A 22,172-nucleotide genomic window follows, 5' to 3' on the forward strand; every position below is an offset into this window, starting at 1 on the left:
CCCATGCGGAAGGGGGTAGTCGCGGTTCGTGCCGCTGGAATTTCGGCATCCGGATTTTCGCGCATGTCAGTTCCTCCCGTTGTTTTCTGAATAGATCAGGGTCTTCTAAATGGATCAGGCCCCACCCTCTTTAAGCAGCCGGATCTGACGCAGCGTGTTCTGGCGGCTGCGTTCGAGATGCCGCCACAGGGCATCGACGATCTGGGCCTTGCTGCCGGCGGCGATGGCGTCGGCGATATTCTGGTGTTCCTCGACCGAACGGGCGTAATCACCGAGGATCGAGACGAAAACCGTGTGGGTCTGGTCGAGAATGCGCTCGTGCGAGCCGGAAATGACGGGAATGCGCGCGGCCGACACAAGGGTCGTATGGAAGCTGCGATCGTAAAAAAGCGCTTTCGACAATTCATCCAGTGTCGAGCCTTTGGCGAATTCGCGATGTTTCGCAAGGCTTTCCAGAAGCTGCGCATGCAGCGGGCCATCCAGCTGCCCGGCGTCGAAAGCCACTTCGACGGCGCCTTTTTCAAGCAGCATTCTGGCGGCGTAGAGCTCTTCCACATCCTCCACCGTGAAATCGCGCACCACCATGCCGCGCCTTGAAGAGTTGACCACCAGCCCGTCGGCCTCGAGTTTCACACAGGCTTCCTTGACCGGCGTGGGGCTGATGCCGAGATCGGCGGCAAGCTCGTTTGGCAGCAGGCGCTCGCCGCCGCGCAATTTGCCGCTGACGATGCGCGCGCGCAGTTCCCGGTGCGCCTGTTCGGCGAGCGTGACTTTGACGAGTGTGTTCATGGCCACATCATTGCCCAGCTTTGGAGGACAGGCAATAATCAAATATTAAAAATAAAAAATTTTTTATTTTACAATGACGGCTTTTCCGTTAGCTCTATTCGTTATCGGAAGCCGGCTGCTGGAGGAGGGTAGCGCGGCAATCCCCGACGGTCTTATCTCTTGCGGTCACTGATCGCGGGACGATGCCTCATCTGGGGAGTCCGCATGTTCCTCCCCAGAAGCGTTCAAGCATCGAGGAATGACCGATCATGAAAATTACCGCAGTCGAACCTTTCATCCTGCATCTGCCGCTCACATCGGATTCTATCTCCGATTCTACCCACAGCATCACCCATTGGGGCGTCGTTGGCGCAAAAATCACGACGAGCGACGGCATTGAGGGTTATGGTTTCACCGGCACCCACGCGCATCTGCCATCCGACAGGCTGATTACGTCCTGCATCAGCGATTGTTATGCTCCCCTGTTGCTGGGTGAGGATGCATCGGAACATTCGAGACTCTGGACGAAACTTGCCCGTTACCCCTCGCTGCAATGGGTCGGGCGGGCGGGCATCACCCATCTGGCGCTTGCCGCCATCGACGTGGCGTTGTGGGATATCAAGGCGAAAAAGGCGGGCGTGCCGCTCTGGCAATATCTCGGCGGCGCCCGCACGGAAGGCGTGGAGGCTTACAACACCGATATCGGCTGGCTTTCCTTTACGCTGGAAAACCTGCTGGCCGGCAGTGCAAAGGCCGTGGAGGAGGATGGGTTCACTCGCCTGAAACTCAAGGTCGGTCATGATGATCCGAATATCGACATTGCGCGGCTTGCCGCTGTCCGCAAGCGCGTCGGCTCCTCCATCCGCATCGCCATTGACGGTAATGGCAAGTGGGATCTGCCGACATGCCAGCGGTTTTGCGCGTCGGCGAGAGATCTGGATATCTACTGGTTCGAGGAGCCGCTCTGGTATGACGATGTCACCAGCCATGCGCGGCTGGCGCGCAGCACATCCATTCCGGTTGCACTCGGCGAACAGCTTTATACGGTGGATGCGTTCCGTTCATTCATCGATGCCGGCGCGGTCGCCTATGTCCAGCCGGATGTGACGCGGCTTGGCGGCATCACCGAATATATTCAAGTCGCCGATCTGGCGCTCGCCCACCGACTGCCCGTGGTGCCGCATGCCGGTGAGATGAGCCAGGTGCATGTGCATCTGAGCTACTGGCATCCGGCTTCGACCATTCTTGAATATATTCCGTGGATCAAGGATCATTTCGAAGAGCCGATCCATGTGCGCGATGGCGTTTACAAACGTCCGGAGCAGCCCGGCGCCAGCACGACGCCGCTGGCGGAAAGCTTCGCCCGTTATGGCAAGGCGGTGAAATAAAAAAGGCGGCGCAGAGAATGCGCCGCCTTGTTCATTTTTAGGGAAAAGCCGTTAGCGCCAGCCGAGAGCCGGCGCTACCTGCTTCAGGATCGTCTCGATCACATGGGCGTTGTAATCGACGCCCAGCTGGTTCGGCACGGTCAGGAGCAGCGTGTCGGCCTCGGCAATGGCTTCATCGGCTTTCAGCTGTTCGATCAGCGCTTCAGGCTCGGCGGCATAGCTGCGCCCGAAGATCGCACGCGTCTTGTCGTCGATATAACCGATCTTGTCGTCGCCTTCATTGCCGTAACCGAAATAGGACCGATCGCGATCGTTGACGAGCGCGAAGATGCTGCGGCTGACCGAAACGCGCGGTTCGCGGACATGGCCAGCTTCCTTCCAGGCTTCCCGGAAGATACGGATCTGCTGCGCCTGCTGGACATGGAAAGGCTCGCCCGTCTCATCCGTCTTCAGGGTGGAGCTTTGCAGGTTCATGCCAAGCTTTGCCGCCCACACCGCCGTCGCGTTGGAACTCGAACCCCACCAGATGCGCTCACGCAGCCCTTCGGAATGCGGTTCCAGGCGCAAAAGGCCGGGCGGGTTCGGGAACATCGGTCTCGGGTTCGGCTGCGCGAAACCTTCGCCCTTCAGAAGTTCAAGGAACACCTCGGTATGTTGCCGCGCCATATCTTCTTCGGTCTCGCCCTCGGCCGGGCGGAAGCCGAAATAACGCCAGCCATCGATCACCTGTTCCGGCGAACCACGGCTGATGCCGAGTTGCAGGCGTCCACCGGCGATGAGGTCGGCCGAACCGGCATCCTCCGCCATGTAGAACGGGTTTTCATAGCGCATGTCGATGACGCCGGTCCCGATCTCGATGTTTTTTGTTCTGGCACCGACGGCGGCCAGAAGCGGAAAAGGCGAGGCAAGCTGGCGGGCGAAATGGTGCACGCGAAAATAGGCGCCGTCGGCGCCGAGTTCTTCAGCGGCCACGGCAAGGTCTATCGATTGCAGCAGCGTATCGGCCGCCGAACGGGTCTGCGACTGGGGCGAGGGCGTCCAGTGTCCGAAGGATAAAAATCCGATCTTTTTCATGATGACCTTCCAGATGTCGGAGGATGCCAGCTTTCACAAACCGGCTTCGTTGTTGTCAGTCATATAGGCAACCGCACGCATCCTCCAATCCGCCACCCGTAAACACGGTGTCGCCGAAATGTGAACGATGGTCGTTTCAGGCAATCGTCCTGCGGTCGAGGATGAAGAGATTTTCGTGGGCGCGCGCAGTCGTCAGGATGAAATCCATCAGCGAGCGCACACGCGGCACATTGGCGAAATCTTGATGGCTGGTCAGCCAGTAACCGCGCCGCAGTTCCACTTCGTCGGCAAGAACCATCTGTAAATCCGGAAAACGGGCGGCGATGAAGTTCGGTAATATGCACAGGCCACGGCCGCTCAGCGTGGCGGTCAGCTGGGCGAAAATGCTCGATGATTGAAAGTTGGGGCGCAGGCCGGGCATCACGTCGCGCATATAATCGAGGCCCGGCGAAAAAATCAGGTCCTGTACGTAACCGATGAAAAAGTGGTCGGGCAAATCCTCACGCCGCGTGATTTTCGGCCGCCCCGCGAGATAGGAGCGTGAGGCATAGATATGCAGCGTGTAATCGATGATCTGTTCGTTGATGTAGGGGCCGGCTTTCGGCGGATCGAGCGTGACGGCCACATCCGCTTCCTTTCTGGAAAGCGCCATGATTTGCTGGATCGTCACCATCTCCACCATGATGTGGGGATGGGTGGCGGCGAAGTCTTTCAGCCTCTCCACGAAGAAAAAATTGGAAAAACCTTCCGGCGCGCTGAGCCGCACCACGCCGCGCAGCAGGCTGCCGCTTTCGGAAATATCCGACTGCAGCCTTTCCGCTTCCGCCTCTATACGCTCGACCGTATCGACCAGCCGCCGCCCCACCGTCGTCAGTTCGTAACCACGCGGGTTTCGCTCGAACAGCTTGGTTTTTAGGGAGAATTCCAGCCGGTCGATGTGGCGGGAGACAGTGGCGTGGCTGGTGCGCAGGCTGCGGGCGGCAGACGAGAGCTGTCCCGTGCGGGCCACCGCCAGAAAATATTGCAGGTCATCCCAGGTAAAAGGCGTGGCCAATTCGGTCTCCCATTGCGAGTTCTGTTCAAAAATGAACAGTTCCTGTTCGAAATTTGATGATGCCGTGCTCTTGTGTCAACCGAGGAATTCGAGAAATCTAAAATGAGGATGCGTCGCTTTGAGGAGAGTGGCGTGACCGTTTCGATGCAGCACCCGCAACGATCGCCATGCGACTTCGTTCACTGTTGCACAGACAATCTGAGGCTCGCAATCATCTCTGGGAGGAGAAGTCATGCGCAAGAGTATCGTTTTATCCACGGCCATGGCACTGGCCGCCGGCACCGCCGCTTATGCCGCCGAGATTTCGGACGGCAAGGTCAAGATCGGTATCCTGAACGACCAGTCGGGCGTTTACGCCAACTTTGGCGGTAAGTACTCTTACGAGGCCGCGAAAATGGCGGTTGAGGATTTCGGCGGCAAGGTGCTCAATGCGCCGGTTGAGGTGGTGACCGCCGACCACCAGAACAAGGCGGACGTGGCATCCAACATCGCCCGGCAATGGTATGACACCGAACAGGTCGATTCGATCATGGAATTGACTTCGTCCTCGGTGGGTCTGGCTGTACAGGCGCTGTCCAAGGACAAGAAGAAGATCACCATCAATACGGGTGCGGCAACCACCGAACTGACCGGCAAGCAGTGCAGCCCCTATGGTTTCCACTGGGCCTATGACACCTATTCGCTGGCGGTCGGCACCGGTGGCGCGCTGGTGAAGCAGGGCGGCGACAGCTGGTTCTTCCTGACCGCCGACTATGCTTTCGGTTATTCGCTGGAAGAAAACACCGCCAATTTCGTCAAGGCCAATGGCGGCAAGGTGCTGGGTTCGGTGCGGCACCCGCTGGCAACGACGGATTATTCCTCGTTCCTGCTGCAGGCGCAGTCATCGGGTGCGAAGGTCATCGGTCTTGCCAATGCCGGTCTCGATACCTCCAACGCCATCAAGCAGGCAGCTGAATTCGGCATCGTTGCCGGTGGCCAGCGGCTCGCCGCTCTTCTCTTCACGCTTGCCGAAGTGCATGGCCTAGGTCTTGAGGCGGCGCAGGGCCTGACGCTGACGGAAGGTTTTTATTGGGACCGCGACGATGAATCGCGCAAATTCGGCGAGCGTTTCAAGGAACGCACCGGCGCCATGCCGAACATGGTACACGCCGGCACCTATTCCGCCGTGCTGCACTACCTGAAGGCCATTGAAAAGGCCGGCACTGATGATGCCGATGCCGTTGCCAAGGCCATGAAGGAAATGCCCGTCAACGACGTCTTCTCCAAGGACGGCCATGTGGCCGCCAATGGCCGCATGATCCACGACATGTATCTCATGGAAGTGAAGAAGCCGGATGAGAGCAAGCAGCCGTGGGATTATTACAAGGTGCTTGCGACGATCCCCGGCAAGGAAGCCTTCATGGACCCCGCAAAAAGCGGTTGCCCGCTGGTAACGCAATAAAAGACTGAAGCAATAAAGGGGAAAGTTTCATGACGATCGCTCCCGCCCTCGCCGGGCAGGCGGAACCCAGCGTCGTGCTTTCGGCGCGCGGTCTCTCCAAGACCTTCGGCGCATTCGCGGCCGTGAAAAATGTCGATCTCGACGTCCACCATGCTCGCGTGCATGCGCTTATCGGTCCGAACGGCGCCGGCAAGACTACGGTCTTCAACCTGTTGACCAAGTTTCTCCAGCCGACAGGCGGGGCGATCACCTTCATGGGAACGGATATAACAAGGACGCCACCGGACAAGGTGGCGCGGCTCGGTCTCGTCAGGTCTTTCCAGATATCGGCGGTGTTTCCGCATCTGACGGTTCTGGAAAACGTGCGGGTGGCGTTGCAGCGGCCGAATGGCCTCGCAACGCAATTCTGGCTGCCGCTCTCGTCGCTCGACAGGTTGAATGCCCGCGCCGAGGAGTTGATCGCAACGGTTGGCCTGACAAGGGAAAAACATGCGCTTGCGGCCGATCTTTCTTACGGCCGCAAGCGGGTTCTCGAAATCGCCACCACGCTGGCGCTCGATCCGAAGGTTCTGCTGCTGGACGAACCGATGGCCGGCATGGGTGGTGAGGATGTTGCCCATGTCGCCGAGCTTATCCGCGAGGTGGCAAAGACACGTGCGGTGCTGATGGTCGAACATAATCTGAAAGTCGTGGCCGATATCTGCCACCACGTCACTGTGCTCCAGCGCGGTGAAATTCTGGCGGAGGGCGACTATGCCGCCGTTTCCGCCGATCCGCGTGTGCGCACGGCCTATATGGGCACGGAGGAGGCTTGATATGGCGGCAATGCTCGAAGTCTCCAATCTGAAATCCTGGTACGGCGAAAGCCAGGCGCTGCATGGCGTCGATCTGACCGTCGGCGAAGGCGAAACCATCACCATTCTCGGCCGCAACGGCGTGGGTAAAACCACGACGCTGCGCACCATCATGGGCATCATCCGCAACCGCAAGGGCGTCATCAAGCTCGGGGGCAAGGATATGATGCCGGTGCCGCTGCATCGCACGGCAAAATACGGCATCGGTTTCGTGCCGGAAGAGCGCGGCATCTTCGCGACGCTGAGTGTCGAGGAAAACCTGAAGCTGCCGCCCGTCGTCGCATCCGGCGGCATGACGCTCGATGAAATCTATGAACTGTTCCCCAATCTCCATGAGCGCCGCATGAGCCCCGGCACGAAGCTTTCCGGCGGCGAGCAGCAGATGCTCGCCATGGCGCGCATCCTGCGTACCGGCGTGAAGGTGCTGCTGCTCGATGAGCCGACGGAGGGACTTGCCCCCGTCATCGTCCAGCGCATCGGCGAGGTGCTGCAAAAGCTGAAGAGCCGCGGCATGACCGTGGTGCTGGTGGAGCAGAATTTCCGTTTCGCAAGCCGTATCGCCGACCGCTTCTACCTCATGGATCACGGCCAGATGGTCAGCAACTTTCCGGTGGCTGAGCTTTCCGGCCGCATGGGCGAACTCAATAAAGTGCTGGGGGTTTAACGATGACGATGATCTTCGGCATTCCAATTCAGGCCCTGCTGGGGCAATTGCTGATCGGCCTTATCAACGGCTCGTTTTATGCCCTGCTGTCGCTCGGCCTTGCCGTCATTTTCGGCCTTTTGCGCGTCATCAATTTTGCGCATGGGGCGCAATACATGCTCGGCGCTTTCGTCGCCTTTCTCGGCCTGCAATATTTCGGCATCAATTTCTGGGTCGCGCTGGTGGTGACACCGCTCGTCGTTGCGCTTTTCGGCGCGATCGTCGAACGGTTCCTGCTGTCGCGGCTTTATGATCTCGATCCGCTTTACGGGCTGCTTTTCACCTTCGGCCTCGCGCTGGTGGTGGAGGGCACGTTCCGCTGGCTTTACGGCGCCGCAGGTCAACCCTATTCGGTGCCGCGTGAGCTGGCGGGCGGCACAAATCTCGGCTTCATGTTCCTGCCGAACTACCGCGCCTTTGTTGTCGTCATTTCGCTGGTCGCCTGCCTTGCCACCTGGGCGCTGATCGAAAAGACGCGGCTCGGCTCCTACCTGCGCGCCGCCACCGAAAACCCGACGCTGGTGCAGGCTTTCGGCATCAACGTGCCGGTGCTGCTGACGCTGACCTACGCGCTGGGTGCCGGCCTTGCCGGTTTCACCGGCGTGCTGGCAGCACCGATCTATCAGGTCTCGCCGCTGATGGGCACCAATCTCATCATCGTCGTCTTTGCCGTGGTCGTCGTCGGCGGCATGGGGTCGATCATGGGGGCCATCGTCACGGGTTATATGCTGGGCATCGCCGAAGGGCTGACCAAGGTGTTCTACCCGGAAGCCTCCAACATCGTCATCTTCGTCATCATGGCCTTTGTGCTGCTCATCCGCCCCGCCGGACTTTTCGGAAAGGACGCCTGATATGTCCAAAGCCACCCATAACCCCACTGCCGGTGCGATGCCGCAGACGGAAGTTTCGACGACTGCGGGAACAATCAAGGCTATTCTCATACTGGCGGGGCTCGCCGCTTTGATCGCCGCGCCGATGTTCGTTTATCCGATCTTTCTGATGAAGCTCCTGTGCTTTGCGCTGTTTGCCTGCGCCTTCAACCTCTTGATCGGTTATACCGGGCTGCTGTCCTTCGGCCATGCGGCGTTTTTTGGCGGCGCCGCCTATTTCACCGCCTATTCGGTGAAGGAATGGGGCGTCACGCCGGAGATCGGCCTTGTCATCGGCATGGCGGGTGCTGCCCTTCTCGGACTTGTCATCGGCTTTTTCGCCATTCGCCGCCAAGGCATCTATTTCGCCATGATCACGCTGGCACTGTCGCAGATGTTTTATTTCTTCTGCCTGCAGGCGCCGTTCACCCATGGCGAGGATGGCCTGCAGGGCGTGCCGCGCGGCCATCTCTTCGGCCTTCTCGATCTTAATGCGCCGCTCAATATCTATTACACGGTGCTGGCCGCCTTTGTTCTTGCACTTTTGGTCATCTGGCGTTTCGTCAATTCGCCCTTCGGCATGATCCTGAAATCCATCCGCGAAAACGAGCAGCGCGCCATTTCGCTGGGCTACAGCGTGCAGCGTTACAAGCTTGGTGCCTTCGTCATGTCGGCGGCGCTTGCCGGTCTTGCGGGCGGTCTGAAGGCGTTGGTCTTCCAGTTCGCGACGCTGACTGACGTGACCTGGCAGATGTCCGGCGAAGTCATCCTGATGACGCTGCTCGGCGGCATCGGCACCATGATCGGCCCGATTTTCGGCGCGGGCCTCGTCGTCACCTTGCAGAACTATCTCGCAACATCGGATTTCCCGGTCACCATCATTACCGGCCTTGTCTTCATGGCCTGCGTTCTAGTGTTCCGGCGCGGTTTGATCGGCGAATTTTACGCGTCGCGGCTTGGGAGAAAACTCGGCTTCCAGCACCGCGGCTAGACATTTTTGAAAACACTTGAACTGCCTCCTCCGCGTCCGGGACGGTGCGGCAAGGCTGGCGTATGGAGAAAAATATGGGCGAATATGACTATATCGTCATCGGAGCGGGGAGTGCCGGATGCGTTCTCGCCAACCGCCTTTCGAAAGATCCGAGCAACCGAGTGCTGCTTCTGGAAGCGGGCGGCAACGACAATTACCACTGGATCCATATTCCGGTCGGTTATCTCTATTGCATCAACAACCCGCGCACCGACTGGTGTTTCAAAACGGCGGAAGAGCCGGGCCTTAACGGCCGCTCGCTGATCTATCCGCGCGGCAAGGTTCTGGGTGGCTGCTCCTCCATCAACGGCATGATCTATATGCGCGGCCAGGCGCGCGACTACGATATGTGGCGGCAGCTCGGCTGCGAGGGCTGGGGGTGGAACGACATCCTGCCCTATTTCCTGAAGTCGGAGGATTTTTATCGCGGCAAGAACGAGATGCATTCCACCGGCGGTGAATGGCGGGTGGAAAAGGCCCGCGTGCGCTGGGATGTGCTGGACGCCTTCCAGAAGGCGGCGGGCGAGGCGGGTATTCCCGCGACCGATGATTTCAACCGGGGTGACAATGAAGGCGCCGGTTATTTCGACGTCAACCAGCGGGCCGGCTGGCGCTGGAACACGGCAAAAGCCTTTCTGAAGCCCGCACTTGGCCGCAAGAACCTGACGGTTCTGACCAAGGCCCATGTCAAGCGTCTCATCATCGAAGAAGACCGTGTCACCGGCGTCGAGTTTCACCATGACGGCGTCTTGAAAAAGATGCGGGCGCGGCGCGAGACGGTGCTTTCCGCCGGCGCGGTCGGCTCGCCGCACATTCTGGAGCTTTCCGGTGTCGGCCGTGGCGATGTGTTGCAAGCCGCCGGTATCGATACGGTGGCGGAGGTTCAGGGTGTGGGCGAGAACCTGCAGGACCATCTGCAGCTGCGCATGGTCTATAAGGTTTCCGGTGTTCTGACGCTGAATGAAAGGGCCTCCAGCCTGTTCGGCAAGGCGAGGATCGGCCTCGAATATGCGCTGACGCGCTCCGGGCCGATGTCGATGGCGCCGAGCCAGCTTGGTGTCTTCACCCGTTCCTCGCCGGAAAAGGAAACCGCCGATCTGGAATATCATGTCCAGCCGGTTTCACTCGACAAGTTCGGTGATCCGGTTCACACTTTTCCTGCCATTACCGCAAGTGTCTGCAATCTGCGGCCGGAAAGCCGCGGCTCAGTGCATGTGAAAGGACCGGATTTCGCCATGCAGCCGGAAATCCGCCCGAACTACCTATCGACAGAAGGCGACCGCCAGGTGGCCATCGATTCCATGCGGCTGACGCGCCGCATCGTCGCCCAGCCGGCCTTTGCCCGGTTCAAGCCGCAGGAATACAAGCCGGGTCCCTCCTTCGAAAACGACAATGATCTTGCCAAGGCGGCGGGCGATATCGGCACCACCATCTTCCACCCCGTCGGCACGCTGCGCATGGGGTCGGATATGGAAAGCGTGGTCGATAACAGGCTGAAATTCCGCCGGCTCGCCGGGCTGCGCGTCGCCGATGCATCGGTGATGCCGCGCATCACATCCGGAAATACCAATTCCCCGACGATCATGATTGCCGAAAAGGCTGCCGACATGATCCTTGCGGATAATCGCTGAAAGGAGCGCTCCGATGAAGACCGTCGCTTTTATCGGGCTGGGACATATGGGCCTGCCCATGGCCGCCAATCTCGTCAAGGCCGGATATAACGTCAGGGGTTACGATCTTTCCGACGCCTGCCGCGCGGCGGCGAGAGAGGCGGGCGTTCCCGTAGCGGCGGATTCCGCCGAGGCCATCGAAGCGGCAGAGGTGATCATTACCATGCTGCCGAAGGGCGAACATGTCGTGTCGGTCTATGGCGATCTGGTTCGGAAAATCCCTGCTGGAATGCTTCTCATCGATTGCTCGACGGTGGATATGGAAAGTGCCCTGAAAGCACATGAGCTGGCTGCTTCCGCCGGTTGCCCCTCGGTCGATGCGCCCGTTTCCGGCGGCACGGGCGGGGCTGCGGCGGGCACCCTGACCTTCATGTGCGGCGGCGAGGCTGCGGCTTTCTCTGCGGCAAAGCCGGTGCTGGAAGCGATGGGCAAGAAGATCGTGCATTGCGGCAAGGGCGGCAACGGCCAGGCGGCCAAGATCTGCAACAACATGATCCTCGGCATTTCCATGATCGCCGTTTCGGAAGCTTTTGTTCTGGGCGAAAAACTCGGGCTTTCGCATCAGGCGCTGTTCGATGTCGCCTCCACCTCTTCCGGGCAATGCTGGTCGCTCACCACCTATTGCCCGGTGCCGGGGCCAGTGCCAACATCGCCCGCCAACAAGGATTATCAGCCCGGATTTGCGGCGGCCCTGATGCTGAAGGATCTGAAGCTTTCGCAGGAGGCGGCGAATGGAGCCGGGGCTTCCACCCCGCTCGGTGCGGCGGCAGCGGCGCTTTATGAAAACTTCGTCGGCGAAGGAAGCGGCGGGCGCGATTTTTCCGCCATCGTCGAAATGCTGCGCGGGAGCGAGGCATGATGGACGCCACGCCGTCGGATATTCTGTGGGTGCCGCCAAGGGAAAGGGTGGAGCGCTCGGCGCTTTTCGCTTTCGCGACGACAACGGCAAAGCTGCACGGGCAGGCCTCTGATGATTATGCCGGCCTGCTGCGCTGGTCCATCGACGCGCCGGATGAATTTTACGATGCGTTGTGGGATGAACTCGGGATCATCGGCACACGCGGCGACGCGGCGTTCAAACCGGGAGCGGCGATCCGGGAGGCTGAGTTTTATCCGGGCGCAAGGCTCAATTACGCCGAAAACCTGCTGCGCGATGCGGATGAGCGGTTAGCCATCATCGCCCATCGCGACGATGGCACGCGGCGCGAGATCAGCCGCAGAGAGCTTTACGACGACGTATCCCGGTTGGTGCAGGCGCTTGCCCATGCCGGCGTGAAGGAAGGCGACCGCGTCGGCGCCATCGTCACCCATGATATCGAGGCGATCGTCAGCTATCTGGCGGTCAGCGCCATCGGTGCTATCTGGTCGTCCTGCTCACCGGATTTCGGCCCGGCAGGCGCTTCTGACCGGCTGTCGCAGATCGATCCGAAAATCCTCATCGCCGTGCCGGAATATGGTTATGCGGGCAAGCGCATCGATGTCGGACCCACCATCCGCGCCGTGGCGGAAAGTGCGGCTCCTGAAAAGATCGTGCTGATCGGCGACGCCGTTCCCGAAAGCCTTGCCGATCTCGGCTGCGTGACGCTCACGGATTTCGTCGCGCCTTATGCGGCGGGCGAGATCGCCTTCAATCGACTGCCCGTCAAGGCGCCGCTGGCGATCCTTTATTCCTCGGGCACAACGGGCAAGCCGAAATGCATCACCCATTCCGGCGGCGGGCTGCTTCTTCAGCACATGAAGGAGCTGAAGCTGCAATGCGATATTCAGGAAGGCGAGCGCTTTTTCTATTTCACCACCTGCGGCTGGATGATGTGGAACTGGCAGGTGTCCGGCCTGGCGCTTGGCGCAACGCTCGTGACCTATGACGGCAATCCCGGTTATCCCAATCCCGCGCGGTTGATCGATCTCATCGATGCTGAACGGATCGCGACCTTCGGCACTTCGGCCAAGTTCATTGACGCCTGCCTGAAGGCCGGGCTGAAACCGCATGAAAGCCACGATCTTTCATCGCTGAGGACAATTCTCTCCACCGGCTCGCCGCTCATCCCGCAATCCTTCGATTATATCTATCGCGACTGGAAGGCGGATGTGCATCTCGCCTCCATTTCCGGCGGCACGGATATCTGTGCCTGTTTCCTCGGCGGCAATCCGCTGCAGCCGGTGCATCGCGGCGAATTGCAGGGCGCGATGCTCGGCATGGATATCGATACGCTGGATGATGAGGGGCGTTCCGTTCGCGGCGTTGCCGGCGAGCTGGTCTGCCGCAATGCCCATCTGTCCATGCCGGTCAAATTCTGGGGCGATGAGGATGGGTCGCGGTATCAGGCGGCCTATTTCGACCGCTTTCCCGGCATCTGGGCGCATGGCGATTTTGCCGAAATGCGCCCCTCCGGCGGATATGTCATTCATGGGCGCTCGGACACGACGCTCAATCCCGGTGGGGTTCGCATCGGCACGGCCGAAATCTACCGGCAGGTGGAAACCGTGCCTGATGTGGAGGAGGCGATTGCCGTCGGGCAGGATATCGAGGGCGACCAGCGGGTCATCCTCTTCCTGCGCATGAAGGGTGGTGCGGTCCTGACGGAAGAGCTGGAAAAGACCATCCGCAACCGCATCCGTTCGGGCGCGACGCCACGGCATGTCCCTGCAAGGATCATCGCCGTCAGCGCCATTCCCCGCACCCGTTCCGGCAAGATTTCCGAAATCGCGGTGCGCGATACCATTCATGGCCGGCCGGTGAAAAATGCCGATGCGCTCGCCAATCCTGAGGCACTCGAACTTTTCCGCAACCTGCCGCAGCTGAAGGACTAGGCCGATGGAGGACCAACCGAAAACCGTGCTCGTTACGGGTTCCACCAGTGGCATCGGGCTCGCCATCGCCAAACGTTTTGCCGAGGCCGGGTATCTGGTCGCGGTGCATGGCATAGAGACGACGGAAGAAGCGACGCAGGCCCTGGAGATGGTTGCGCAGGTGGCGCGGCACAGGCCGGTCTATTTCTCAGCCAATCTCGCGCATTATGACGAGAGCGCGCATCTGCCGGAAACCGTTATCGCCGAGTTCGGTCGCATTGACGTGCTGGTCAACAATGCCGGCATCCAGAAGGTCGCACCGATTGACGAATTCGATTTCGCCGATTTCTCCCGCATTGTCGCCATCTCGCTGGACAGTGCCTTTCACACCATCCACGCGGCCCTGCCGGGCATGAAGGAAAGGGGCTGGGGCCGCATCGTCAACATCGCTTCCGCCCATGGCCTGCGCGCCTCCCCCTTCAAGGGGCCTTATGTGGCGACCAAACATGCCGTGGTGGGGCTGACGAAAAGCGTGGCGCTGGAAGTGGCCGAACTCGGCATTACCTGCAACGCCATCTGCCCCGGTTATGTCTGGACGCCGCTCGTGGCCGCACAGGTTGCCGATCAGGCGCGGGTGCATGGCATGAGCGAGGAGGATGTAGTGAAAAAGGTGATGCTCGCGCCGCAGCCGACCAGGCAATTTGTGCAACCGGAAGAAGTGGCGGAAATGGCGGTTTATCTTGCGGGCGATATGGCGCGGTCGATCACTGGAACGACTATTTCCATCGACGGCGGCTGGACCGCGAAGTGATTTCTGCCAGCATGTTCTGCGAAGCCGCCTCGCTTCCTTCCGGCATTATTCTGCGATTTTCCATTCCATAGCTTTGTGGGACGCTGAAACGTGAAGATTGATGCTGCTGATCTGACATTTTATGGCGCATTATTAGCACAATCTGACTATTCGCTGTGGTTGTGGCGCAATAAGGGGTGCACATTCCCAGCGAACATGCCAGAGTGCGGACACTGTTTTTAATTGATCTATTTTCCTGATAATTATGATGTTGAGAATTTTTACTTTTCTGGAGATTCTGCCGGTATGGCGCAGCCGTCGCGCTGCGGCAAAAAAATATCGGGCTGCCAGCGGTCATTCCGAATTTGGCGGCGTGCGGCCGCCTGTGCGGTTGAACCAGACCCCTGCCGGCACCGCGAGCGCTGGGACCTTCCCGGACGCGCCGGGTGAAACGGCGGATGCCGATGTCTGGCGGACAATCTCCTGGCTGGGGCTCAGGCACAGCTTCAGCGCGATCGAGACGACCCCCTGTCCAGATATGGATATGCCTCGTCCGGCCGAGTGTAACTGAAGGCTCTCTCTTCTGTCTGGAACAAAACCGTGGCCCTGCGGATTAAATTGACAGGTTACAGGGAGTAAAAGACATGGCCAGAGAAAATGCCAGCTATCTCCACGGTCGGGACGCTCCGAAAAGGGAGACGGCAACCCGGGCGCGGCAGGGGTCCAGAGGACGGCCGGTTCTTGTCATTCTGATTGTCAGCTTTCTTCTCGCGCTGGTCGTCTGGGCGGTTGTTGAATATTCGGTTTTTGAGCCGGATGAAAACCGTCCGCAAAGCACGCAGACCGAGACCGCCCCTGTGCCGCAGCAGCCTTCCGGCTCCGGAACCTTTGACAACAACCCTGCAAATGGCCGTGTAGCGCCGCCCGCTTCCACCGACACAAACCCCTCGCGGCAGGACTCGACGGGGGCGCCGCAAAACCCATAGCGACCATGACGTGAAATTTTTCACGACAAATGAATAGTTTGTGTGGAACCAGATTGGCCCCGATTTCATTTCACCCAAAGTGACAGGAATCGGGGGTTTCATTCATGGCAGTCACCGTCACTGCAGTTGTTCTCACGCTGATCGGCCTTGCGCTGTTTGGTTTCGGCTCCCAGCTGGTAATGCTGGGCGGCAGTTTTTATTATGTCCTTTCCGGATTGGCCTTCCTGTTGACGGCCATTCTGCTGTTCAAGCGCAATCGCGCCGCACTCCATGTCTACGCTGTCTTCATTGTCGCGACGCTCGCATGGGCCGTCTGGGAAGTCGGTTTCGACTGGTGGCAGCTTGGCCCGCGTGGCGGTCTGATCATCCTGATCGGTCTGTGGCTTCTGGTCCCGTGGGTTAGAAAGCCGCTTGGTTTTGCGAGCCCGACCGGGCTGAATTATGGCCCCAATGCCTGGCCGCTTGCGCTGTCCGTTCTCGCCTCCATCGTGGTGGCGGGATATTCGATGGCGCAGGATCCGCACGACAAGCCCGGCTCATTGCCTCAGGAGACGGCATCCGCTACGCCCGCTTATGGTGGCAATGTACCTGACGGTGACTGGCATCAATATGGCCGCACACCCTATGGCCAGCGTTATTCACCGCTGACGCAGGTCAATGTCGACAATGTCTCGCAGCTGAAGGAAGCCTGGCGTTACCAGACGGGTGACGTGAAGCTGCCTGACGATGTGGGTGAAACCACCTATCAGGTGACCCCGCTCAAGGTCGGCAACACGCTTTATATCTGCACACCGCATAATTGGGCGATTGCCATCGATGCGGCAACCGGCAAGGAAAAGTGGAAATACGACCCGAATGTCGGTCTCAATCCGGACCGCCAGCACCAGACGTGCCGCGGCGTTTCCTATTATGCTGAACCGATTGCCGCGCAAGGCACGGCATGCGCCGAGCGCGTCTATCTGCCGACCTCGGATGCGCGGCTGATTGCGCTTGATGCTGCGACCGGTCAGGTCTGCACCTCATTTGCCGATCAGGGTGTTCTGCATCTTGAACAGGGCATGAAATACAATCCCGCCGGTTATTATTATTCGACCTCGCCGCCCGTTATCGCGGCGGGCAAGATCATCATCGGCGGCGCGGTGAACGACAACTATTCCACACAGGAACAGTCCGGCGTCATCCGTGCATTCGATGTGAATAGCGGTGCCCTGATCTGGAACTGGGATTCCGGCAATCCGGAAAAGACCGAGCCGATTGCGGCGGGCGAGACCTATACCACCAACTCGCCGAACAGCTGGTCGGTGCTGAGCTATGACGAAGGCCTCGGCCTGGTTTATGTCCCGCTCGGCAATCAGGTGCCGGACCAGCTCGGCATGGGCCGCAGCGAGAATGTGGAGAAATATTCCTCCTCCATTGTCGCGCTCGATATCAACACGGGCAAGGACCGCTGGGTGCGCCAGACGGTCCATCACGATCTCTGGGACATGGATGTTCCGGCCCAACCTGTGCTGCTCGACATCACCAAGGACGGCCAGAGCGTGCCGGCCCTTGTCGGTCCAACCAAACAGGGCGACATCTATGTGCTCGACCGGCGCACCGGCGAACCGCTTCTGCCGATTACGGAAGAACCGGCACCAGGCGGTGCGATCCCCGAAGACTTCACGTCTCCGACGCAGCCGACCACGGCCTTGTCTTTCAAGCCGGAGCCGCTGAAGGAAAAGGACATGTGGGGCGTCTCCATGTTCGACCAGCTCGCCTGCCGCATCCGCTTCCATCAGCTGAACTACAAGGGCCGTTATACGCCGCCCTCGCTTAATGGCTCGATCATCTATCCGGGCAATTTCGGAACGTTCAACTGGGGCAGCGTGGCGGTGGATCCCGAGCGGCAGGTCATGTTCGGCATGCCGACATATCTTGCCTTCACCTCCAAGCTCGTCCCGCGCGATCAGATCCCGCCGAAGGGTCAGGACGAAAAGGGCAGTGAACAGGGCTTGAACCGCAATGATGGCGCGCCCTATGGCGTGTTCATGGGGCCGTTCCTCGGTCCGTTGCAAATCCCCTGCCAGGCGCCGCCATGGGGTTATGTCGCGGGAGCTGATCTGCGCACCGGCGATATCGCCTACAAGCACAAGAACGGCACGGTTTATGACATGACGCCGCTGCCGCTGCCCTTCAAGGTGGGCGTGCCGGGCATTGGCGGGCCGATGATCACCAAGGGCGGCGTCGCCTTCCTCGGTGCGGCCGTCGACAACTTTCTGCGCGCCTATGACCTCACCACGGGTAAACAGCTCTGGGAAGCGCGTCTGCCGGCCGGTGGTCAGGCAACGCCCATGACCTATGCGCTGGAAGGCGGCAAGCAATATGTCGTGATGGTTGCCGGTGGCCATGGTTCCGTCGGCACCAAGCCGGGCGACTATGTGATCGCCTATACGCTGCCGTAAAACGCGACAGCTTCAGATAAATAAAAAACCGGAATGGGAGACCATTCCGGTTTTTGCTTGTGCGGTCGAAGAGGCGATCACGCCGCCTTTTTCTGTGCCGCAGCATTGATCGAGGTTTTGGCGAGCGATGTCAGCGCATCGTCGGTCTTGTTTTCTTCCTTGAGTGTGGCATCCAGCAACGAAACCGCCTTGGTGTGGCCAAGCTTTTCCGCCCAGGCTTTCAGCGTGCCGTAACGGGCGATTTCATAATGCTCGACGGCCTGGGCCGACGAAACGAGACCGGCATCGAGCGCCGCAGTCCCCTTGAAATCATCAATGATCTCCTCGCCTTCGGCGATGATACCCTGGATTGCTTCGCAGGTCTTGCCCTGCGCCCGCTTGCCGATGATTTCGAATACTTCCTGCAGGCGCTCCACATGACCCTGCGTCTCTTCCTTGTGCTTTTCAAAGGCCTGTTTCAGCTTCGGGTCGGTCGCTGCCCGGGCCATCTTCGGCAGGGCTTTCAGGATTTGCCTTTCGGCGTAATAGATATCCTTCAGCGTGTCGTAAAACAGGTCGTCGAGTTTCTTCTCGGCCATTGTTCCTTCTCCCATGATGTGAAAATGCATGATGTGCGCCATTCGCACGGGAGACAAACCTTTCGTTGCCGCTATGGTTCCGGCTCCGTTGTGCGCAACGTTTATATTGCCACGCGGAACCAACCCGCCTTCCCGAACTTACTGTGTTGAAATTTCGGGAGGAGACGCAACAGTGCCCCAGAGCCTTGCAGAAGAATTTTCCATGAATGTTTCCATGCCTTTCGAGGTGCTGCTGGTGCGCGTGTTCGGCGCCGTCATTCTGTGCGGCTTGATCGGCCTGGAGCGGGAATTTCACAAGAACACCGCCGGTCTGCGCACCAACATGCTGATCGGCCTTGCCGCCGTCACCTTCTGTGTCATCACCATCCACATGATGGAAACCATGGCGGAAGGCCATGAGGCGGCGCGGCTCGATCCCATCCGGCTGGTGGAAGCCGTGACGGCCGGCATTGCCTTTCTCGCGGCAGGCTTGGTCGTTTATACCAAGGGTGATGTCAAAGGCCTGACGACGGGGGCGAGCATGTGGCTTTCGGCAGCGATTGGCCTCTCTGCCGGCCTCGGCATGTGGCCGCTCGCGCTGCTTGCCTCTGGCGTCGGCATCATCGTTCTCTGGACGCTTCGCCGCATGCAGGTGGTCGCCGGTATCAAGGACGAATGAGCGGGCATCAGCCCAAACGGAAAAGATCGGCGTCGGGGTCCGTGCCGCCATTGACGGCGGCAGCCACGATCTCGGCGGCGATCTGGCTGAAGGTGATGCCGTTGCCGCCGAAGCCCATGACGGCATAGACATTCTTCATGCCGGGAACCGCGCCTATTAGCGGCAGGCCGGTGGTGGTGGTGCCAAACGCCGCCGCCCAGCGATATTCCGGTTCGCCGATATCGACACCGAGCAGTTTTTCGATCTTGCTGCGGATAATCTTCGTTTTAGTGGCCAGCTTGCGCTCCGACTGGAAGGAGGTGGGACTTTCCTCATCCTCGCCGCCGGCAATCATGCGCCCGTTCCGATCGGTGCGCAGATAGAGATAGGGGTCGGAAGCCTCCCAGACGATGTGGTTCTCCAGCCAGTCTGGCAGCTCAAGTCCTTTCCTGCTCGCCAGGGCCCAGGTGGAAATGATCTGGTGTTTCGGGCTTTCCAGCATTTTCAGGAATTGATATCCGGTGCAGAAGACGACATTGCGGGCGGACAGGATTTTGCCTTCAGCGGTGGCGAGGGCCACCTCGTCGCCAAGACTTCTAAGATCGGTGATTTCAAGCTGCGAGACGATTTCAGCGCCTGCACCCGCCGTGTGGCGCAACAGGCCCGCTGTCAACTGCGCGGGGTTGGCGGAGGCCGAGATGTCGCTGAGAATGGCGGCGGTCCTTTCCAGGCCATATTGTTCTTTCAGTTCCGCAGCATTGAGGAACTTGGCCTTGATGCCAGCCTCCTCGCGCGCAGCCGCTTCCGCCTTCAGCGCGCGTGAACCCATTTCATCTCCGGCAAGGTAAAGCGCCTGCTTGCGCGCCATGCCACAGGAGATGCCGAGCGAAGTGACGATTTCCTCGAGACGCAAGACGGCGCGGGCCGAGCGCTGCCATGCCCTATCGGCGGCATCTTTGCCGATCATCTTTCTCAGTTCCGTCAGCGGTGTGTCTATCTCGTGCTGTATCATCGCGGTGCTGGCCACGCTGCTGCCCATCACCGGTTCGCTTTTGTCGATAACCAGCATGGATTGTCCAGGGCGATGCAGCGCGTGCGACACTAGCGCACCGCTGATGCCGGCGCCGACGACGATCGTGTCGTAACGATCGGCTTTTGGCGTCGTTCCGCTGCGGATGCCGATGCGTGGGCTATCGGCCCAGAGCGGCTTTGAATCCCTGAGATCGCGTTCTTTCGTCAGTTTGGATGTCGGCATGAAATAGTCCTGAGAGGTCTTACGGCTCGGTATAGCCGGAGACGTTGAGATTGAGTGTGCCGCGGCGGGGGTCGTTGCGGAAGAAAAGCGTGCCGGCATCCTTTGATTCCGAAGCGACATAATCGAATGTCACATCAGCGCTTTCCTGCATCGTGCCGTCTTGCTGCAGGTCGCCGCGCACCTGCACCTGTGCCGCCGTGGTCATCGAGAGATTGCGGATATCGAACTTGACGCGGTACTGACCGGACTGCTCCTCCACGCTGGTGACGGCAATTTCGAAACGGGCATCCTCCGGCTGGTAACGATAGATGTCATGGGCGATCCAGCCGAGCATGGCCGCAACGAGAAGCGTGCAGATCGCGCCTGTCACCCATTCTATCCAATGGGGATCGGAACTTTCGGTATGTTTGTTGCCCTTCGATATCGTCATCTTGTCCTCACAGGATCAATCGGGCGGAGGCCGCGCCGATCGAAGCCGGAACGCCGAGAATGACGGCGGCGCTCATGATCTGCGACAGCGAGGTATGGTCGAGACGCTCGAAGGTCCAGAGCGTGTAGATGCTGATGGCGATGGCGATGACATAGCCCGGCAGGGTGAAGCGAATGAAGGATTGCCACCATTGCTGCCCTTCGTGCAGCTGGTGAGAGCCCTTGAAATGGAGCGCATAGACGAAGCCGTGCATGATGGCGACCGACAGCAGGCAAAGCGCCAGAATATGATAGGGCGTCACCTTGTAGGCGATCAGGATCATCTCTTCCGTCGGCGCGACATTGAGGTTCAGAAAGAGCGCGCCGACCATCATCATGAACAGCTCGTGCGGATAACCGGTCTTGCCGGAATATTCGCCTTCTTCCTCGTCCTGTGCATCGGAATGCTGGCCGAGCTGACTGCGGCCGAGCAGCGCGCCGATGCTCGCTGGCACGGATTGCAGCGCAATCTTGGTGATGATGGTGGAGACGGTGATCTGGTCGTTCAGGATACCGAACAGCAACAGCACAGCGGCGCTGACGGCTATGCCCAGCCCATAGGCCGTGATCGCGTCGCGCACTGCCTGGCCCCAGGAATGAATATTCTCAAAGCCGATGCGACGGGCGAGAAGCAGCAGCAGCGGCAGGTTGAGAATGCAGAGCAGCAGCAGCCGCCACGGATTGATGTAAAGACCGAGGAACCACATTTCCATGGTCATCAGCATGGGCAGGGCAAACAGGAGGGCACCCGCCGTGCCGCGTGCCAGACCGGTCAAAAACTGTCTGACCTCATCGTCACCGGTGTCTTTTCGATTGATCGCTGCCGCCATGCCGCCCCTCACATGGGGGAATAACGCAATGGTGTTTTCCCGGTTCCGCCGGTTTATTTGGCGGGATCGATAAGGGCGATGCCGAATTCCCGGCGATAGCTGCGCCGCAATTCCGCGGGTGTTTCGCGGATGACCACTTCCAGGGTTGGTCGCACCACGCCCTTCAGAAAATGGCCGCCTTTGGTGGATCCATCCGCAAAGCCCAGAACCACATGCAGATGCGGATTGGGGTCATCGTTTTCATCAAGGGTAATATCGCCGAGCAGGCTCAGAACCTCGCTCTGCCGGGTGACCGGTATTTCCTGGTACGCCCGCGTCGAAAGATCGAAAAAGGCGAGGGTTGCCGTTGCAAAGGCACCGATCGCCGTCACTGACGCACCGTTGATGTTTTCCACGCCCGCAAAACGGCGAATGGCCTCGAAGGCTTCTTCCTCCGGCTCGACGATGAGAATGAAGGTGCGCTCCGCGCCGCTGGCCAGCAATCTGCTTTTCATTGATGTCTCCCAATAAGAGTGCCGCCGGAGACCGGCGGCACGGATTGTACGG

Annotated in this window: 21 protein-coding genes; 13 read left to right on the plus strand and 8 right to left on the minus strand. The window is 59.6% G+C overall.

Annotation, left to right across the window (positions count from 1 at the left end; all coding sequences use genetic code 11):
- Nucleotides 1–114 precede the first annotated feature (114 nt).
- The gene (locus tag AKG12_RS18370; RefSeq protein ID WP_052819972.1) at nucleotides 115–789 is read right to left on the minus strand and encodes a GntR family transcriptional regulator; all 675 of its coding nucleotides are present in this window, start codon (nucleotides 787–789) and stop codon (nucleotides 115–117) included.
- Between the two features lie 248 nt (nucleotides 790–1,037).
- On the opposite strand from AKG12_RS18370, the gene AKG12_RS18375 reads away from it, so the two are divergent.
- Nucleotides 1,038–2,156 (plus strand): mandelate racemase/muconate lactonizing enzyme family protein, encoded by a 1,119-nt coding sequence (locus tag AKG12_RS18375; protein WP_052819973.1) that lies wholly within the window; start codon nucleotides 1,038–1,040, stop codon nucleotides 2,154–2,156.
- A gap of 51 nt (nucleotides 2,157–2,207) precedes the next feature.
- Here the strand turns inward: AKG12_RS18375 and AKG12_RS18380 are convergent, their stop codons facing one another.
- Nucleotides 2,208–3,230, minus strand: coding sequence for an LLM class flavin-dependent oxidoreductase (locus tag AKG12_RS18380; protein WP_052819974.1), 1,023 nt, complete (start codon nucleotides 3,228–3,230; stop codon nucleotides 2,208–2,210).
- Between the two features lie 136 nt (nucleotides 3,231–3,366).
- Nucleotides 3,367–4,284, minus strand: a complete 918-nt coding sequence (locus AKG12_RS18385) for a LysR family transcriptional regulator (protein ID WP_046802135.1) — start codon at nucleotides 4,282–4,284, stop codon at nucleotides 3,367–3,369.
- A gap of 232 nt (nucleotides 4,285–4,516) precedes the next feature.
- Between AKG12_RS18385 and AKG12_RS18390 the strand changes: the two genes are divergently transcribed.
- The 11 genes from AKG12_RS18390 to AKG12_RS18445 all read left to right on the plus strand — a co-directional run bounded on the left by AKG12_RS18390 (nucleotide 4,517) and on the right by AKG12_RS18445 (nucleotide 17,858).
- Nucleotides 4,517–5,725 (plus strand): ABC transporter substrate-binding protein, encoded by a 1,209-nt coding sequence (locus AKG12_RS18390; RefSeq protein WP_046802134.1) that lies wholly within the window; start codon nucleotides 4,517–4,519, stop codon nucleotides 5,723–5,725.
- 29 nt (nucleotides 5,726–5,754) lie between these two features.
- Entirely contained in the window at nucleotides 5,755–6,540 is a 786-nt protein-coding gene (locus AKG12_RS18395) for an ABC transporter ATP-binding protein (protein WP_046802133.1), read from the plus strand.
- Between the two features lies 1 nt (nucleotide 6,541).
- Nucleotides 6,542–7,243 (plus strand): ABC transporter ATP-binding protein, encoded by a 702-nt coding sequence (locus tag AKG12_RS18400; RefSeq protein ID WP_046802132.1) that lies wholly within the window; start codon nucleotides 6,542–6,544, stop codon nucleotides 7,241–7,243.
- 2 nt (nucleotides 7,244–7,245) lie between these two features.
- Nucleotides 7,246–8,133: a branched-chain amino acid ABC transporter permease gene (locus AKG12_RS18405; protein WP_046802131.1), complete on the plus strand. Its 888-nt coding sequence runs from the start codon at nucleotides 7,246–7,248 to the stop codon at nucleotides 8,131–8,133.
- A 1-nt stretch (nucleotide 8,134) separates the two neighbouring features.
- Nucleotides 8,135–9,142 carry a branched-chain amino acid ABC transporter permease gene (locus tag AKG12_RS18410; protein WP_046802130.1) on the plus strand — a complete coding sequence of 336 codons (1,008 nt, stop codon included), beginning with the start codon at nucleotides 8,135–8,137 and terminating at the stop codon, nucleotides 9,140–9,142.
- 74 nt (nucleotides 9,143–9,216) lie between these two features.
- On the plus strand, nucleotides 9,217–10,812 hold the full coding sequence (locus AKG12_RS18415) for a GMC family oxidoreductase (protein ID WP_052819975.1): 1,596 nt from the start codon (nucleotides 9,217–9,219) through the stop codon (nucleotides 10,810–10,812).
- 13 nt (nucleotides 10,813–10,825) lie between these two features.
- Complete coding sequence (mmsB, locus tag AKG12_RS18420) at nucleotides 10,826–11,710, plus strand: 3-hydroxyisobutyrate dehydrogenase (protein ID WP_052819976.1); 885 nt, start codon at nucleotides 10,826–10,828, stop codon at nucleotides 11,708–11,710.
- The gene (locus AKG12_RS18425) at nucleotides 11,707–13,662 is read left to right on the plus strand and encodes an acetoacetate--CoA ligase (RefSeq protein WP_052819977.1); all 1,956 of its coding nucleotides are present in this window, start codon (nucleotides 11,707–11,709) and stop codon (nucleotides 13,660–13,662) included. The genes mmsB and AKG12_RS18425 overlap by 4 nt, the downstream gene beginning before the upstream one ends.
- Before the next feature lie 4 nt (nucleotides 13,663–13,666).
- Nucleotides 13,667–14,452 (plus strand): 3-hydroxybutyrate dehydrogenase, encoded by a 786-nt coding sequence (locus AKG12_RS18430; protein WP_052819978.1) that lies wholly within the window; start codon nucleotides 13,667–13,669, stop codon nucleotides 14,450–14,452.
- Between the two features lie 623 nt (nucleotides 14,453–15,075).
- On the plus strand, nucleotides 15,076–15,417 hold the full coding sequence (locus AKG12_RS18440; RefSeq protein ID WP_046802126.1) for a flagellar basal body-associated FliL family protein: 342 nt from the start codon (nucleotides 15,076–15,078) through the stop codon (nucleotides 15,415–15,417).
- A 104-nt stretch (nucleotides 15,418–15,521) separates the two neighbouring features.
- Nucleotides 15,522–17,858, plus strand: coding sequence for a glucose/quinate/shikimate family membrane-bound PQQ-dependent dehydrogenase (locus AKG12_RS18445; RefSeq protein ID WP_052819980.1), 2,337 nt, complete (start codon nucleotides 15,522–15,524; stop codon nucleotides 17,856–17,858).
- A gap of 77 nt (nucleotides 17,859–17,935) precedes the next feature.
- On the opposite strand, the gene AKG12_RS18450 is transcribed toward AKG12_RS18445, so the two are convergent.
- Nucleotides 17,936–18,436, minus strand: coding sequence for a YciE/YciF ferroxidase family protein (locus AKG12_RS18450; protein ID WP_052819981.1), 501 nt, complete (start codon nucleotides 18,434–18,436; stop codon nucleotides 17,936–17,938).
- A 172-nt stretch (nucleotides 18,437–18,608) separates the two neighbouring features.
- Between AKG12_RS18450 and AKG12_RS18455 the strand changes: the two genes are divergently transcribed.
- On the plus strand, nucleotides 18,609–19,094 hold the full coding sequence (locus tag AKG12_RS18455; protein WP_052819982.1) for an MgtC/SapB family protein: 486 nt from the start codon (nucleotides 18,609–18,611) through the stop codon (nucleotides 19,092–19,094).
- Between the two features lie 7 nt (nucleotides 19,095–19,101).
- Here the strand turns inward: AKG12_RS18455 and AKG12_RS18460 are convergent, their stop codons facing one another.
- The 4 genes from AKG12_RS18460 to AKG12_RS18475 are packed head-to-tail and all read right to left on the minus strand — an operon-like array spanning nucleotide 19,102 to nucleotide 22,120.
- Nucleotides 19,102–20,328: an NAD(P)/FAD-dependent oxidoreductase gene (locus tag AKG12_RS18460; protein ID WP_052819983.1), complete on the minus strand. Its 1,227-nt coding sequence runs from the start codon at nucleotides 20,326–20,328 to the stop codon at nucleotides 19,102–19,104.
- Between the two features lie 19 nt (nucleotides 20,329–20,347).
- A complete protein-coding gene (locus AKG12_RS18465) occupies nucleotides 20,348–20,758 on the minus strand; it encodes a TIGR02588 family protein (RefSeq protein ID WP_046802122.1) in 411 nt (136 codons plus the stop codon).
- A 7-nt stretch (nucleotides 20,759–20,765) separates the two neighbouring features.
- Nucleotides 20,766–21,626 carry a TIGR02587 family membrane protein gene (locus AKG12_RS18470; RefSeq protein WP_052819984.1) on the minus strand — a complete coding sequence of 287 codons (861 nt, stop codon included), beginning with the start codon at nucleotides 21,624–21,626 and terminating at the stop codon, nucleotides 20,766–20,768.
- Nucleotides 21,627–21,679: 53 nt separating this feature from the next.
- Nucleotides 21,680–22,120 (minus strand): PPC domain-containing DNA-binding protein, encoded by a 441-nt coding sequence (locus AKG12_RS18475; RefSeq protein WP_052819985.1) that lies wholly within the window; start codon nucleotides 22,118–22,120, stop codon nucleotides 21,680–21,682.
- Nucleotides 22,121–22,172 lie beyond the last annotated feature (52 nt).

It is taken from the genome of Agrobacterium sp. SUL3, assembly GCF_001263295.1.
GTDB classification, from domain to species: Bacteria; Pseudomonadota; Alphaproteobacteria; order Rhizobiales; family Rhizobiaceae; genus Agrobacterium; species Agrobacterium tomkonis.